Source organism: Paracoccus amoyensis, from assembly GCF_014490725.1.
Lineage (GTDB): Bacteria > Pseudomonadota > Alphaproteobacteria > Rhodobacterales > Rhodobacteraceae > Paracoccus > Paracoccus amoyensis.
On record NZ_JACOQL010000005.1, the window covers coordinates 259,900 to 274,360 of the forward strand.

Here is a 14,461-nt window from a genome sequence, read left to right on the forward strand (position 1 = left end):
AGCCTCGCGTTGCCAATCGAAATGAATAGTGCCGCCCATGGTCAAATTCGCCGACCTTTCGACGGATTTGACGTCAAAGATTAACCGGTATTTCTCTGCTGCGGAATCGCTTCTCGGTGCCTTCGACGACTACCCAGCAACAGACTGCTACGCAAGATCGACTATCAAACCGCAACAATGTTCTGTATTTGTTTCGATCCATGACGCGACGCAGCACGCCCCAAGCCAAGATCGACGATTCGGCCTTCCCGGTCCGGGTGCTGATCTGCGTACCGGAGATGGGCTTTGGTCGTCGGTCCGACGCGCTTCATGAGTGGCTGGCGACGCGGATCGGCCGCGGCAACTATGCCTGGCATGGCGGTGGGCGCGGTGGCACGCGGGACCGGATCGCGCTTTATTTCCGTGAGCCGGATGCGGCCAGCGCCTGCCTGACTGCCTTTCCGGATCTGGAACTGGCTGACGGAACATGTCTGCCGGGCTACAGTTCACCCTATCTGCCCTTTGGCCGTTCCGAGGACGACGACACCGTGTGCAACCTTTACAATCAGACCACCACGCAGGAGGCGATGCGCCAGCTTTTCAAGGGGCTGACCATGACCGATCGCGCTGGCAATGTCGCGCCGGGCAAGGTCTATCCCGATCAGCTGGCACCGATCATCCGCCATGATGGCAATTCGCTGGAATTGGTGAAGGCACGGTGGGGGATGCCAGCGCCGCCTTCTGTCCTGAAGACCCAGCGGGATCCGGGCGTCATCAATGTCCGCAACCTGACCTCGCCACATTGGCGGCGCTGGCTCGGCCCGGTGCATCGCTGCCTGGTGCCTGTCACGGCCTTTGCCGAACCGATCAAGGGCGGCAATCAGTGGTTCGCGCCGTCGGAAGCAGAAACGCCGATGTTCTTCGCTGGGATTGAGGTTCGGGGCTGGACATCGGTTCGGAAGGTGAAGGACGGCGAGACGACGGACGATCTTTATGCCTTTCTGACCTGCGCCCCCAATGCCGAGGTGAAATCGGTGCATCCGAAGGCCATGCCGGTCATCCTGACCGATCCCCGGGATTGGGAGACCTGGCTTTCGGCACCAATCGAAGTCGCCAGCAAGCTGCAACGCCCGCTGCCGGATAGCGCATTGGCGCTGGTGGACGCCCCGCCCGAGGCGTCCTGACACCGGCGATCAGTCAGCGCACACCCGCGCCTGCGCCCGCATGACGGCATAATCCGCCATCATCCCGACCAGCACTGCACCTTCGGGCAATGCCTTCAACTCCTCTGCCGCCAGTTCACGCAGCGCCTGATCGTAAGCGACCACCGGCGGACAGACCGCCCCGCCCGGATCAAAACCGCCCGTCTCGCAGGCGGTCAGCAAGCTCGTTGCGATCACGAGGGCGGTTGCTGGATGCCTCCAGCATGCGGCGTTGAATGTCATTCTGGCGCTCCATCTGGTTCAGGCGTTCGGCATGGCGACCGGCGGTTTCACCGGCCTGCCGCAGGTTGAGGAGGAAAAGCAGGACCGCGCCGATCAGCGCGGTCCCTATGGCCAGACGCCGCGCCCAGCACGACGCCAGCAGCGCAGCGAGGGCGCCCATCAGCGCCGCCCCCGGTTCCAGTCGTCGAGCCGGGCCCAGACGGTCAGGCCGATCCCGGCCAGCGCCAGGGCGATGAAGGCCCAGCGCAGGGTGTCGAGATAAGGGATCAGCGGCTGGATGGCCGATTGCGCATTGCTGAGCGTGTCCTGCGCCATTTCGATCCCGGCAGCACCAACCGTGGCCAGTCCTGCCGCGCCGCTGCCCTTCATCGTGCGGCTGTCCGCCAGATGTTCCCGCGCGGGCGGCTGCTCTTCAGCGAAGGGGATGGCGCGGGCCGGGAAGGGATCGCCCCAGCGCCGGGCGGGGCCGAGATCGATATGCATGAAGCCCGAGCGCGGATAGGTACCGAAGCCCAGAAAGCCCTCGGCCCGCGCGGCTTTCTCGAAGACTGCCGGATCGTGATTGGCCATGGAGATATCGAAAGCGGTGCCTTCCAGATGCTTGGAGCGCTTCGCGCCACGCACCCGGGCATTGTGCTCCGGGCTGCGATAGGCCGAGTTCACGATCAGCGGCTTGCCGAGGCGCGTGCGCAGCGCCTGCAACCGGTCGAGGGCTGCGTCATGGATCAGGATCGATCCGGTGCCGCGGCGGCGATTTCGGCGGGCGAGAAATTCGGCCAGCGCCAGATGTCCTTGGGGACGTCGCGCCAATGGCGGTAGAAACGGGTGGTCATGAGGATCCTCCGGATATGAAAAGACCCGCCGGGAGGGCGGGTCGTGGGGTGAATGGTGTTGTAAGGGTTGGCGGTGTGCGCCGCGCGGCGGATCAGCCGCCTTCGCCGAAGAGTTTCAGCTTCAGCGCGATCCCGGCCAGCAGGGTTAGGATCAGACCTGCGGTCAGCATGCGGATGATGGTATGGGCAGCGGTGCGACGCATGAGGCGGATACCTTCCAGCAGCGCGCGCAGATCGCGAATATCGAGCGCGGCTTCCCTGCCGTCGAGACCTGCGTCCACAAGGGCGCGGCGTGCGCCTTCCTGCGCGGCCCGGGCGAGCAGTTCCTCGAATTCGCTCTCGCTCATCTGCAGCATGTCGTCGAGACGTTTGGGTGTCATCCGATCTTCGTTCCCCAGAATGTGGTGTGGTCGGCCGCGAAATACCCATCCGCCGCCCGGAATGCCCCCTGCAGCGCGACGGTGTCGCCTGCATCCAGCGGCACCATGGTCTGCAGCCAAAGTGCGGTGGCCTCGGAGACGTGGGCGCTGGAAATCTCGCCGAACGATCCCCGGATCTCCGTGGACCCGTTCAGCACCAGCCGTGCGCGCATCCGGGCATTGCTGCTGGCATTGATCTTGTAGAGCAGCGATGCGCCGAAGAGGTACGTCCCGGTGACCGGGGCCACGAAGCGATTGGTGCCCGCGTCAAAGCAGCCCTGGTCGTTATATTCGGCGGTATTGATGCCGAGCGTCGTCCAGGTATCCACGCCGACATAGTTGTCGTAATTCGTATAAGCCTTGAAGCGCGGCAGGTTCGGCTGGTCTGCAATCCCCGTCGCTGGATCGACGCCCAGCGCATCGCGGAAAACCAACCCGTTGGGTGAGACGGCGATGCGCAGCTGATCGGAGCCGAACATGCCCATCAGCGCGCGGGTCGAGAAATCCGTCTGCAGGATCAGCCCGGCATCGTCACCGTCCGTCTCCCGGTTCAGGGTCTGGGTCAGATCGCCACTACCGCCATCGGCCGCATAGAGCGCGGTCCAGAGGGCGCTGTTCAGCTTGGCCGAGAAGGGCGAACCTGCGCTTGCTGCCATGCCAATGCCGAGGCGGGTCAGATCGTCGAGCGTGGTTGGGATCACCGGCTGCCAGTCGGCACCATTGCGGACCAGCAGCAGTTCCTCATCTTCCACCCATGCCCGCCAGCCCTCGCGGGGAGGCAGGCGCAGCCAGGTCCCATCGGTCCAGAGGGCGACGTTCAGATGCCAGCCCGCCCAGCCGCCCGTCGCGCCGGAGGCAACGATATAGCGGTCTCCATCGGCGGGGCTTGCTGGCGGCGCGCTCAGTCCCCGGCTTTTGACCGAGAGCTGCACCAGCCCGTCGAGCAGACGCAGGGCTTCATTATGGGTGACATGTTTCTGCGCCTGCGCCGCCATCAGATATGGCAGCAGCAGATTGGTGGTGCTGTCGGACATTTTGGGGTTTCCCGGTATTCAGAGATAAAGCGTGGTGGTGATGGCGGTACCGCGCCCGATGCGTGCTGAGAGCTGGCAGATGCTGATGGTCAGACTGTCGCCTGGCGCCAGTACTGCGCCCCAATCGGCGGTCTGTTGCCCGGCGGTGTAGGTGGCAAAAGGCGCAGTGCTGGTCAGGACCCGCTTGACGGCGTTTCCGTCCATGATCCGGACCTCATAGCTTTCCTGTTCTTCGCCAATCGACACCTCCATGCCCTGCCAGCTGTCGGTGGCGAGAGTGCGGGAGCGCCGTGTCCAGCGGATCGTCAGATCGCCAGGGCTATGCGGGCGCCGCCACGGTTGCTCGATGTGAACTGGCGAGAACGGACGCAGTCCTTCGCCCTCGGGCGTGAAACTGACGGCTGCGAAACTCTCGCTGCTGACCGGATGGCGGGCGGGACCGATGCGCCAGTTGAAGGGAATGCCGAGATCGGCTTCCGGGATCGGCAGCGGGGTCAGTGCTTCGTTCAGCAGGACTGCACGGGCCCCGGCCGGGGTGGGATTGCCCATGGCATGCTCGGTGCCGCGCTGGCCGCGCAGGAGCCGGGTCAGGCGATATCTTCCCGGCGCGATCAGCTCGGCATGGCCCGCCTGGACGATCTCCCAGCGTCCCGGTGCCGTTTCCACCGCCAGCGCATTGGCGCCACTGAGGAGGGCCAGATCGCTGACGCTGTCCAACTGGCCACTGGCGAGATCGAGGATGAGGACATTGCCTATGTCGAAGCGGGATGTGGGACCGGGCCAGAGGTCCGATGCGAGACGGCCCATGTTCGCGCGGCGGCGGACTGTGGTGAGCAGTTCGAACCCGTCGGTGCCGGGGCTGCGATACACCGCCAGCGCGCCGGGCCATGGGTTTGCGGTCGCCGCGATCAGCGGCTGATGCGCGGGGATGTCGTCGCGCAACTGTGGCAGGTCCAGCAGGATCACCTCCGGCGGCCCGAATGTCACCGCGCGGGGCAGGGTGGCCGGACGCTCGGCGCCGGGCGGCAGGTCATAGGCCTCGCGGTCCTGGCGCACCGCCTCGACGCCGCGCGCCTCGGCATCGGCAATGGCGGTCAGGCGGAATTGCTGCTGACGCCCGTCGTGATCCAGTGCGATGACATCGGCCGGGTCCAGCGCCAGCCGTGAGGGCGGCAGCCGAAACACCGCGCTTTCGCGGCCTGCCCAGGCTTCCTGCAGGGCCCGGCGGCAGCGGCGTTCGGCCTCTTCGGGCGGCACCGCCATCGGAAAGCTCTCGGAGGCGATGCGGCCGGTATCGACGGTGATGCGCGATGCCTCGACCAAGGCGGCATCGTAGTCCTCATCAGCCCGGGCGACCTGCCACTTCAGCGCCTGCGGCAGTTCGGTCTCCTGGGCGCGGGTCAGCTCGATCGCCTCGCCGCCGGTGACGCCCGCGACCAGATCGTCGTGCCTGATGATGGCAATCGGCGCGCGGCCGCGCATGACAAAGCGGGTCACGCCTTCGCTCTCGACCGCGTCAAACCCGAAATGCCGCGCCAGCGTGGTGATCGAGGCACGCGGGCTTTCAAGCGCGGTGATGGCATAGCCTTCGGCCGCGCCCCAGAGGCCCGAGACATCAATGCGGGCTTCCGGCATCCCGGCGCGCAGGCAGAGGTGGCGGACGAGAGCCGCGAGCGAGACCGCGCCCAGCCGTCCAGTCAACCAGTGCCCGAGGCGCCAGTTGGCGCCATCGGTCCAGACATCGCCCAGTGCCGGAAAGAAGGGATAGGGCCGGGCATCCCAGGTCCAGGCGGCGCATTCCGCAACCTCGACCATGCGGCTGGCATATTCCGTCGAGACCGGGTTGTTCGCCGCTGTGCCCCAGAACAGGTATGTCGCTTCGAGATAGGCACGCTGGATGGCATCGTCCCGCCAGCCGCGAGAATGGTAGGGCACGAAGCTTTCCGAGGATTTTGGATCGTAGAATACGTTCGGCTGATTGGTGCCCCGGTCGATGGCCGGGCAGCCAAGCTCGGTGAAGCAGATGGGCTTTGACTGTGGGACCCATGCCGTCGGTGTCGCAGCCTCGACGCCGCCAGGCCGGTCGTAATGCCGGTTCGACCACCATGAACGCAGGTCTTTGGGGCGAAAGACCCAAGGCTTGTCATGGGCGCCATCGGTAATCAGGGACCGGATCTGCGCTGCACGGTCGGCCTCGGAAGCATAGAACCAGTCGAAACCCTCTCCGCCCGCGATGTTGGACTGCAGATAGGTCCGGTCATGAATGGCGGGCCATCCATCCTGGGCGTCGAGGTGATCGAAGCCGTCGCGCCAGTCCGAGAGCGGCAGATAATTGTCGATGCCGATGAAATCGATGGCTGCGTCGGCCCAGAGCGGATCGAGATGAAAATGGACATCGCCGCTGCCGTCCGATGGCTGATGCCCGAAATATTCCGACCAGTCGGCGGCATAGCTGATCTTTGTGTTTGCCCCGAGGATGGCGCGGACATCTGCGGCCAGCGCGCGGAAGGCCGTGACGGCCGGATAGCTGTTCCCGCTTGCCCGGATCGTGGTCAACCCGCGCATCTCCGAGCCGATCAGGAAGGCATCGACGCCACCCGCCACCGCGCAGAGATGGGCGTAATGCAACACCATGCGCCGCAGCCCGTGGTCGGCCGGATCGCCGGTCCAGCGCACCTCATCGCCCGTGACGGTAAAATCGCCCGTGCTGGCCGTGCCGAAGAAAGCCGCGACCTGGTCCCCGGCCGCCGAGGTCTGGTCGACACTCCCGGCCTGACCCGCGGCGGGCGAACAGGTGATCCGCCCGCGCCATGGAAAGGCGGGCTGGCCGGTTCCGGCGGCATCGTCCGAATACGGGTCCGGCAGCGTGTTCCCGGGCGGCACATCCATGAGGATGAAGGGATAGAAGGTGACCCGCAGCCCGCGCGCCTTCATCTCGTGGATCGCCTGCACCACCGCGAAATCGGCCGGGGTGCCGCCATAGACCGGGCGATCCTGATCGTCGCGACTGACCAGATGAGCTTGATCGCGGGGGATGCCGCTGACCGTCCAGAGGTGCGGTGTGCTGGCTTTCTGGGCCACCTCGACGCCGGGTCGAATCGTGCAATGCCCGCAGCGCAGGTCATTGCCGAACCAGCTGACAACGAGGCTGACGCTTTCGACTTTCGGGGCCATGGCCTGCAGCCGGTCCAGCGCCACGATCATGTCGGGGCTGCCGGGCATGGCATTCAGGTTCTCGGCCGAGCTGGTGCCATTGCCGCCCTTGCGCACTGGTTCCGTCGCATAGGTGAACTCGCCCGAGGCCGGGATCAGGGTGACGGCGCGGGTCAGCCCCTCGGCTGTGTCCGGGTCCGCCAGTGGTCGGAAGACCTCGAAGGACAGCTGCGGCAGGCGATTGCCGTAATCGTTGAGCGGCAGGTCTTCGAAGACCACATAGGCAGTCCCACGATAAGCGGGCGTGGCCTCTGTGCCCATTGTGGCCGCGACGAAGGCATCCGGTTCCTGCGTCTCGGAGCCCGGATACCAGCGCCAGGTAATGCCCGAAGTGTCGAGCGGTTTGCCGTCCGCCCAGATGCGCCCGATGCCGGTGATCTCGCCTTCACACAATGCGACCGCAAACGAGGCATAATGGAGGTATTCCGTGGTCTCGACCTTGGGCCCGCCGCCCTTGCCGCCGCCCTGGCGGCTGGTGCGGGTCTCCTCGCGGAAATCCGTTGCCCAGACGATATTGCCGCCCATGCGCATGCGGCCGAAGATGCGCGGGATGACGGCGCCCTCCGTGGAGGCGGTGATGCGCAGATTGTCGAGCCGGGCGCCCTCGATGCGCTGGGCCGGGGCGAGGGAGGAGACGATCCAGCTGTCCACGGCCGCGCCGATGGTGGAGCCGATCATGCCGCCGATGGCAGCGCCCGAAAATCCGAGGATCGCGCCGCCGAAGCTCCCGCCAATCGTGGCGCCGACCGAGGCCAGAACAAGAGTTGCCATGGTGAAAAGTCTCAGACGCTGGGGAAGAGAAAGGCAAGGGCGATGCGGCGGCGCCAGGCTTGCGTCAGCGGTTCTTCAATGACGCCGAGCCCCTCATAGGCGTGGATGAAGCGGTCCGGCGCGGTCAGGATGCCCACATGTTTGGCGATGGCACCGGGCCGCATGCGGAACAGGACCAGCGCGCCCGGTCCGGCGGCCGCCACCGGCAGTTCGATCATCATCCGCCGCGCCCCCTCGGCCAGAACCTCGCGGGAACCCGTCTCACCCCAGTCGCGGCTATAGGGCGGGATCGGAAACGGCTCGTCGCCCACGACTTCCCGCCAGACGCCGCGCGCCAGGCCGAGGCAGTCGCAGCCGATGCCCTTGAGGCTGGCCTGATCGTGATAGGGCGTGCCAAGCCAGCCGCGCGCGGCGGAGATGACGCGATCCGGATCGGCAACGGTTTGCAGCCCCGTCACAGCACACCGCCATCATGACCGCCGTCCTGGCTGGCATAGCGCAGGATCGTGTCCTGTCCGGGAATATGCGGAAAACCCCGGAAGTTGACGACATTCCCGAACTTTGCGCCGCAGATGGCGATGCGTTTGTCGCAGCCGGCGCGGATGGTGAAATCATCGCCCGCGCCGATGGGTCGGATCGTCGTTTCCAGCAGCGTCAGAACGGCAATGCCGTAGTTTCGATCATGCGCCAGCACCTCGGCCCGGCGATCAGAATTGGGGCCGGTGGTCCATGTGAGCGTGCCAAAGCGGAACCAGCCGGCTATAAAACCACCGAGTCCCGAGGCGGTGAAAGCCCGGTCGCGCATGCCGTCGATGACGGTGCCCACGCCGCGAAAAGCCGGATCCGCCAGATCGACACCGCAGCGGGCATCGCCCAGCGCCGCGTCGCAACTGGCCTGAAAAATCCGGCCGACGGTCTGGCCGAGAATATGCGACATTGAGCGGATCTCGGCCACGAAGGCGTGCCGCCCGCGCCGGATCTGACCGATGGCACCACGCCGCATCAGCACGCGCTGGCCGGGTGACTGCCAGTTCACCCGCCAGAGCTCGACTTCGGCATTGTCCCAGTGCCCGTCCAGAATATCGGTCTCAGAAATCCGGTCCGAGCGCAGCGCGCCTGCCGCGTCCTGCGCATCGACCGAGAGATCGGCACCTGACCTGATCTCGCTCGCCGTCAATCCGCTTTCCGGTTCGAACTCGGTGCCATCGAATGCCAGCACTCGGTCGTGATCTGTGAAACCGAACGCCACGCTGTCGGCGCGGGTGATGCGCCAGCACCAGGCGAGCGTCGTCGTTCCGCTGTGGAGATGATTCTGCAATGCGGGCGGGATCGTCTTCATCGCCTGATCTCCAGCAGGGGTATGGAGGTGATGGAGCCCAGCCGTTCGATATCCAGCGTCACGTCCAGCACGTCGCTGTCGAAGCGGACCGGCACGTCGAATTCAAACCCGGTCGTGATGGCCATGCCGGTGGTGGGCGCGGTGTCGAAGCTGACGAGGCCGGTCTTGTGATCGACCGACCAGCCGCTGGATTGTGGCGCACCATTCAGGGCGATCTGGACTGACCCAGCGACAGGCTTAGTGATCGCCCGCGCCCAGGACTGTCCACCCGAGGCATAGCGCTTGATCAGCTGAAAACTGGTCGTCACACCATCCCCGGTGCCGATCTGCTGATCGGTCGGCGATGGGACCTGCGACGGCAGGCCGGACCGATGATCGGCCCAGTCTTTGAACCGAAAGCCGTAAAGCCGCCCGTTTCGCGCCTCGAAGAAGGCCACGACCGCCGCCAGATCGTCGGCGCGGCGGATGCCATAGCTGACATCATAGCGCCGCCGGCTATTCGCCCAGCTGGCATTGCGCTCCTCGTCGCCGGAGGTCAGTTCGACAATCTGCGTGCGCCGCTCCGGCCCGCCACGGGCGCCGCGGCTGATATTGTCCGGAAACCGGACCTCGTGAAATGCCATGTTCTGATCCCTTTCTTACAATCCGCGACGGCCCAGCGAGACGGCACGGGCAATGTCGGCAGCGATCTGGGTGCGGGACTGCCGGAAGCTTTCGGCGTCTCTTGCGTTGATGTTCACCGTGACGCCTTGGCCGTAATCCTGCGCCTCGCGGCGGGACAGCACCCGTTCGCCGCGCTGGAGGATCGCGGGAACCTCGTCATGACGCAGCCCGACCATGCCACCGCTATGCATGCGTGGTGCCCCGGCAAAGGCCTGTGCCGGAACCATGCGCGAGAGCGAACCCGCACCAACCATGCCGCCCGTGTGCATGATGCTGGCGAAGATTCCGCCCGCGCCGCCCAGCGCGCCCGAAAGCGCATTGGCGATGGGGCCGAGCAGGAACCGCCGCGCGGCGAGTTTTGACAGATCGGCCAACAACGAGGTGACGAGATCCCGGAAATCGAGCTTGCCGGTCTTCACGAATTCCCCGACCGCGTTCTCGGCGCTCTGAAATGCGCTGACCAGAGCCTGGCCGATATCGGCACCGATATCTTTTGCCTTCTTCGCATAGTCCGACAGCGCCTCGGTGACTGCCTTCCAGCCGGTGGCCGTGGCTTCAGTGGCGGGTTTGGCCTCTTCCGCCGCTGCCTTCCCTGCGGCTCCAGCCTCCTTTGCGGCGGCGCCTGCGCCGGTCGCGGCCGTTTCGACCTCGCCCAGCGCACCCTCGTAGCGCCCGGCGGCTTCTGTCGCCACGTCCAGCGCCGCGCTACCGGCATCATCTTCGCCGCCCGACATTGCGTCGCGCAGGGCATCCATGGCCGGGCCGACGCCATCGAAGGCCGAGGCGCGGCTGGAACTTGCCCGGTCGCGATAGCGCCCCGCCAGATGGGCGGAGTTGCTGGCCGAATGCTCCAGCATCGATGCCCGGCCCAGCGCCTCGAAGACATCGATCCGGGTGTCTGAGCCTATCTCCTCGGCCACCTTGTTGAAGGTGGGCGCGATCATCCCCAGAAAATCCGCCCATTTCCCGGCCAGAAAGGCCATAAGCCGGGTCCAGATCGCCTCGATCTCCGATTGCATGGCCCGGAAATCGTCGGCGAAGGACATGGCAGTGACCTTGATGCCCTCCCAGACCGCCTTGGCGACATCGCCCATCAGCGCCATGGCAGTGCCGAAACCGCCCGCGCCCTTGACCAGCTTCGTGAACTGATAGACCAGCTCCCCCGCCCCGACGATCAGCGCACCGATGCCGGTCCGGATCAGCGCCCCGCGCAGCACCACCAGTGCTGTGGCGAGGCCCCGGACGGAGAGTGCCGCTGCCGCCAGCCCTGCGACCCAGCGGCCGGCCATGAAACCCGCGAAGCTGGCCGCATAGGTGGACAGACGTCCGATCTGGTCGAAGATCCCGGAGATCGCCATGCCGAGCGGGCCGGTACGGCTGGCCAGCGCCGCCATGGCATCGGCGACGGCCTCCAAGGCTGGAGCCGCGGCAACCGCCAGCTGGTTCGACAGCCCGCGCCAGATCAGTCCCAACCGCGAGATCGCGTCATTCGTCCGTTCGATCCGGTCTGCATCCTGCTCGGACACCACGACCCCGAAGGCCCGGACATCTTCGGTCGCCTGCCGCAATGTGGCGGTGTCGATGCGGGCCATGGCAATCGAGCCTTCCTCGCCGAAAAGCTGGCCAGCAACTGCCGCGCGTTCGGCGACCGGCACGAAGGATGCGATGGCGGCATTTATCGCGCCGACGCGCTGGTCCAACGGCAGGGCCAGCAGGTCAGAGGCGGTCAGACCCAGCCGTTCCAGCGCATCCGCCGCCGGACCGCCACCCACCGCCGCCTGACTGAGCCGCCGGGTCAGGTCCTTGGTTGCCTGTTCGATCCCGGACATCGACACACCGGCCAACTCGCCCGCGCGTTCCAGCGTCTGGATCGAGGCCACCGTGGTGCCGAGCGATTGCGCCAGCTTGGCTTGGGCATCCACGGTTTGCAGCCCGGATCGCACCATGGCGATGCCAGCGGCCGTGGCGGCGGCGACCGCAGCGGCAGCCGCCATCCCGACCTTGCGCGTAAACCCGGCCATGCGGGCATTCGCCGCCTCCATCTCACGCGACAGCCGTCCGAAGCCGCGCGATCCGGCCTCGCCGACGCCTTCCAGCTCGGCACGCACCTGCCGCCCGCCCACCGCCGCGAGGCGGACGCTGACGCGTTTTTCTGCCATCTCACCGTTCCATCTGTTCGTTCATCTTCCGGACCATGACCGCCTCGATGACGGGCAGAAGTTCGGCAGCGGCCGGGGCCGGGACGCCCAGCGCCGCTGCCAGACCCAGCGCGGCATTCAGATCCCAGCCGAACACCGCGCCCGGCAGCACCCGCAGCTGACCGCCGAGGCGCCCGATCAGATCCCAGACCTGCCAGCCCTCGAAGGTCAGGGGCTGGTTTTGCCGGGTCGGGCAGTCTTGGCAGCTTTGCGTGCAGGCTGCGCAGTAGCTGTCGCCCGCGCCGAAGGACCAGTCGGCGAGGGCGCGGAGGCGTTTTTTTCCTGTTCCAGCAGCAGCCCTTTCGAGACATAGACCAGCTGGAACGCCTCGAAGATCGGCCAGATATCCAGCAGCGCGTCGATGGCCTCCGGGCTGGGGTCGATGGCATTGCCTTCGGCGTCGCCGACACCTTCCCAGGCCAGCACCGCGCGGCGGGCCAGCGCCTTGGCGAAGATCAGGGCGCGCTCGTCATCGGAAGATTTATCCGGGACGGTCTCCACATCCGGATCGCTGCGGGTCGCCACCATCAGCGCGGTGGTCAGCGGGCGCAGCTTCACGCGGACGCCGGGCACGAGGTCGTGCCAGCGCGGTTCATTGCTCAGGTCCAAAGTCAGCATCAGTATTCCTCGCGGTTGTTGATCAGGGTGGCGGTGCACATGCGGCCGACGGCACTTTCGCGCGCGGCCTGCCACTCGAATGTGGCCTGCACGCCCTGCGGTCCGGAAATCTCGATCCGGGGGCGGGGCAGGTAGACGGCATGGACGGTGAACGTGAAACTCTCGCCCGAGGGCAGCGCGTAGGAGAATCCCAGCTCGCAGGGATCGCCATCCATGGCCTGATTCACCAGTGTGCTGTCGGCGAACCGGACCTCGATCGATCCGGTCAGCGCGGCAATCGATGGATCGGCGCCATCGATGCGGCCATCGGCGCGGATGGTCTCGATCCGGTCGAGATTATTGGCATAGGTGATCTGGGCTGAGACGACATTGCCCAGCGCCGCGCCGTTGCGGGTGATCGATCCGTTGAAATGCCCGAAGCGCTTCAGATCGACAGGTGCAGGCGTGCCAGCGTTGCTGACAGTGCCGACCGTCTCGCCCTGCGCGACCAGCCGCGCGGTCGCGGTCAGAAGACCTGAGCGCTGCATCTGCCAGCTGATCTGATCGAGCACGCAGCCGGGATACAGTGCATAGCGCGGCACCTCAGGCATGCCGGTTTCGATGGAGAGGCTGGGCAGCGACCATGCGCCGGATTGGAACGCATGCGTCCATGGCCCTGTGCCGGTGGTGACCGGGTCTCCGAATGCCGCCTTCAGCCAGAAGCCGAAGGCCTCGGCATCGATGGGGACGACGACATCGCCATCGGCCGTCACCGCGTCCTTGATCGGCGCAAGCGGATCGCGGCCATAGCCCAGCAGTTCGGAGTTCAGAAGCGGCTGCTCGGCCCCGAGCGAGGTGCTGGCGAAGGGCATTCTGGTGAAGCCGCCTGCGGGCGGCGTGCCATAGACGGTCTCGAACGCAAGCGCCATCTGCGCCCGCGCCCCCTGGGCTCGTGCCATGAAAGATCCTTTCGGTCGGTTTGGGGTTAAGGAGGTTTGCGGGGGCCAGTTGAAGGTCCGGGCTGCGTCTCGCAAACTATGCCGGTGTTGGGATGTCGTTCGGGGGTTGCGATGATGGGTCTTGGATTGCGGCGAGCCGCGGGTTGTTTGTCAGAGGCGCGCACCGCGCTCGCGCTTGTCGCCAGCCTGGTCGTGTCGGCCTGTGTGCCGACGGAGGTCTCGGCACCGGCACCTATGACACCGTCACGTTTCGATTTTGCCGGGCAGGTCAACCGGGTGGTCGATGGCGATACCTTCTGGATCAGCGGCCAACGTACCCGCATCCGGGTCTGGGGGCTCGACGCGCCAGAAATCGGCCGGGCAGGTGGATCGGCAGCCACGGCGCAGTTGTCAGGCCTCGTCTCCGGGCGATCCGTCCAGTGCCGTCTGCGCGACGTGGATCGCTATGGGCGGATCGTCGGGCAATGCTGGCTGCCGGACGGGCGCGATATTGCGGCGGCGATGATCGCCAGCGGAACCGCGCGCGAATATTGCCGCTTCTCGGGCAATTATTACGGCACCTGCTGAGGGACGCTCAGGACAACGGGTCTGCCACCGTGTAGTGCAGGATCACCGGGATCACCGCCGCCTTCAGGCTGGCTGCACCTTCGACAGGCAGATCGACCGGGCGCGGCGCCTCTGCCTCGACCCAGTCGCAAATCCCGCCCAGCGTGCGGTCGGATGCGAGCGCCGCACCGATGCTGGCGCAGAGAACGTCGAACGTAGCGTCACGGTCGGAGCCCTGCACGACCGCCTCGATCTCGGCGCGGTGCTGGTAGTGGTAGGTCAGCGGGGACAGCGTGACTTCAGGCTCGCCCGGTTCACCGTCGCGCAGGATCAGCAGTCCGGCCGACAGCACGCGTTCGGGTAAGACGTCGCCGCGCAGGACTACGGAGGGCAGCGCCGATAGCCGAGTGTGCAGCGCGGCGAGAATGGATTCGCGGCTAGTCAGCACGAAGTAGGTTCCTATTT

At 66.1% G+C, this 14,461-nt stretch carries 16 protein-coding genes; 2 read left to right on the forward strand and 14 right to left on the reverse strand.

Annotated features, from left to right (window positions below; all coding sequences use genetic code 11):
• Window positions 1–200: 200 nt before the first annotated feature.
• Window positions 201–1,163, forward strand: a complete 963-nt coding sequence (locus H4P12_RS16730; RefSeq protein ID WP_246449335.1) for an SOS response-associated peptidase — start codon at window positions 201–203, stop codon at window positions 1,161–1,163.
• Between the two features lie 9 nt (window positions 1,164–1,172).
• Here the strand turns inward: H4P12_RS16730 and H4P12_RS16735 are convergent, their stop codons facing one another.
• The 13 genes from H4P12_RS16735 to H4P12_RS16795 form a co-directional block, all read right to left on the reverse strand.
• Complete coding sequence (locus tag H4P12_RS16735) at window positions 1,173–1,364, reverse strand: hypothetical protein (RefSeq protein WP_343069852.1); 192 nt, start codon at window positions 1,362–1,364, stop codon at window positions 1,173–1,175.
• Window positions 1,333–1,584 carry a hypothetical protein gene (locus H4P12_RS16740; protein ID WP_187794802.1) on the reverse strand — a complete coding sequence of 84 codons (252 nt, stop codon included), beginning with the start codon at window positions 1,582–1,584 and terminating at the stop codon, window positions 1,333–1,335. Before H4P12_RS16740 ends, H4P12_RS16735 begins: the two co-directional genes overlap by 32 nt.
• Window positions 1,584–2,234: a YcbK family protein gene (locus tag H4P12_RS16745; RefSeq protein WP_246449336.1), complete on the reverse strand. Its 651-nt coding sequence runs from the start codon at window positions 2,232–2,234 to the stop codon at window positions 1,584–1,586. Before H4P12_RS16745 ends, H4P12_RS16740 begins: the two co-directional genes overlap by 1 nt.
• 115 nt (window positions 2,235–2,349) lie before the next feature.
• A complete protein-coding gene (locus H4P12_RS16750) occupies window positions 2,350–2,637 on the reverse strand; it encodes a DUF6127 family protein (protein WP_187794803.1) in 288 nt (95 codons plus the stop codon).
• Complete coding sequence (locus H4P12_RS16755; RefSeq protein ID WP_187794804.1) at window positions 2,634–3,710, reverse strand: DUF2793 domain-containing protein; 1,077 nt, start codon at window positions 3,708–3,710, stop codon at window positions 2,634–2,636. The genes H4P12_RS16750 and H4P12_RS16755 overlap by 4 nt, the downstream gene beginning before the upstream one ends.
• Window positions 3,711–3,728: 18 nt before the next feature.
• Window positions 3,729–7,694, reverse strand: coding sequence for a baseplate multidomain protein megatron (locus H4P12_RS16760; RefSeq protein ID WP_187794805.1), 3,966 nt, complete (start codon window positions 7,692–7,694; stop codon window positions 3,729–3,731).
• An 11-nt stretch (window positions 7,695–7,705) separates the two neighbouring features.
• On the reverse strand, window positions 7,706–8,152 hold the full coding sequence (locus H4P12_RS16765) for an NlpC/P60 family protein (protein ID WP_187794806.1): 447 nt from the start codon (window positions 8,150–8,152) through the stop codon (window positions 7,706–7,708).
• Window positions 8,149–9,033 (reverse strand): DUF2163 domain-containing protein, encoded by an 885-nt coding sequence (locus H4P12_RS16770; RefSeq protein ID WP_187794807.1) that lies wholly within the window; start codon window positions 9,031–9,033, stop codon window positions 8,149–8,151. Before H4P12_RS16770 ends, H4P12_RS16765 begins: the two co-directional genes overlap by 4 nt.
• Window positions 9,030–9,656: a DUF2460 domain-containing protein gene (locus H4P12_RS16775; RefSeq protein ID WP_187794808.1), complete on the reverse strand. Its 627-nt coding sequence runs from the start codon at window positions 9,654–9,656 to the stop codon at window positions 9,030–9,032. Before H4P12_RS16775 ends, H4P12_RS16770 begins: the two co-directional genes overlap by 4 nt.
• Before the next feature lie 15 nt (window positions 9,657–9,671).
• On the reverse strand, window positions 9,672–11,855 hold the full coding sequence (locus H4P12_RS16780; protein WP_187794809.1) for a phage tail tape measure C-terminal domain-containing protein: 2,184 nt from the start codon (window positions 11,853–11,855) through the stop codon (window positions 9,672–9,674).
• A 1-nt stretch (window position 11,856) separates the two neighbouring features.
• Window positions 11,857–12,006 carry a DUF7697 family protein gene (locus H4P12_RS16785; protein ID WP_246449353.1) on the reverse strand — a complete coding sequence of 50 codons (150 nt, stop codon included), beginning with the start codon at window positions 12,004–12,006 and terminating at the stop codon, window positions 11,857–11,859.
• Window positions 12,007–12,062: 56 nt separating this feature from the next.
• A complete protein-coding gene (locus H4P12_RS16790; protein WP_187794810.1) occupies window positions 12,063–12,512 on the reverse strand; it encodes a hypothetical protein in 450 nt (149 codons plus the stop codon).
• Window positions 12,512–13,450 (reverse strand): phage tail tube protein, encoded by a 939-nt coding sequence (locus H4P12_RS16795; RefSeq protein ID WP_187794811.1) that lies wholly within the window; start codon window positions 13,448–13,450, stop codon window positions 12,512–12,514. Before H4P12_RS16795 ends, H4P12_RS16790 begins: the two co-directional genes overlap by 1 nt.
• Before the next feature lie 111 nt (window positions 13,451–13,561).
• Here H4P12_RS16795 and H4P12_RS16800 point away from each other — a divergent pair, with 111 nt between their 5' ends.
• Entirely contained in the window at window positions 13,562–14,017 is a 456-nt protein-coding gene (locus H4P12_RS16800; RefSeq protein ID WP_187794812.1) for a thermonuclease family protein, read from the forward strand.
• 7 nt (window positions 14,018–14,024) lie between these two features.
• Here the strand turns inward: H4P12_RS16800 and H4P12_RS16805 are convergent, their stop codons facing one another.
• Window positions 14,025–14,444 (reverse strand): acyl-CoA transferase, encoded by a 420-nt coding sequence (locus H4P12_RS16805; protein ID WP_187794813.1) that lies wholly within the window; start codon window positions 14,442–14,444, stop codon window positions 14,025–14,027.
• Window positions 14,445–14,461: the final 17 nt, after the last annotated feature.

Coding starts and splice junctions, on each gene's coding strand:
- H4P12_RS16755 (WP_187794804.1), bottom strand. CDS start 3,710: ATGTCCGACAGCACCACCAATCTGCTGCTGCCATATCTGATGGCGGCG.
- H4P12_RS16780 (WP_187794809.1), bottom strand. CDS start 11,855: ATGGCAGAAAAACGCGTCAGCGTCCGCCTCGCGGCGGTGGGCGGGCGG.
- H4P12_RS16750 (WP_187794803.1), bottom strand. CDS start 2,637: ATGACACCCAAACGTCTCGACGACATGCTGCAGATGAGCGAGAGCGAA.
- H4P12_RS16740 (WP_187794802.1), bottom strand. CDS start 1,584: ATGGGCGCCCTCGCTGCGCTGCTGGCGTCGTGCTGGGCGCGGCGTCTG.
- H4P12_RS16795 (WP_187794811.1), bottom strand. CDS start 13,450: ATGGCACGAGCCCAGGGGGCGCGGGCGCAGATGGCGCTTGCGTTCGAG.
- H4P12_RS16800 (WP_187794812.1), top strand. CDS start 13,562: ATGATGGGTCTTGGATTGCGGCGAGCCGCGGGTTGTTTGTCAGAGGCG.
- H4P12_RS16730 (WP_246449335.1), top strand. CDS start 201: ATGACGCGACGCAGCACGCCCCAAGCCAAGATCGACGATTCGGCCTTC.
- H4P12_RS16775 (WP_187794808.1), bottom strand. CDS start 9,656: ATGGCATTTCACGAGGTCCGGTTTCCGGACAATATCAGCCGCGGCGCC.
- H4P12_RS16760 (WP_187794805.1), bottom strand. CDS start 7,694: ATGGCAACTCTTGTTCTGGCCTCGGTCGGCGCCACGATTGGCGGGAGC.
- H4P12_RS16770 (WP_187794807.1), bottom strand. CDS start 9,033: ATGAAGACGATCCCGCCCGCATTGCAGAATCATCTCCACAGCGGAACG.
- H4P12_RS16790 (WP_187794810.1), bottom strand. CDS start 12,512: ATGCTGACTTTGGACCTGAGCAATGAACCGCGCTGGCACGACCTCGTG.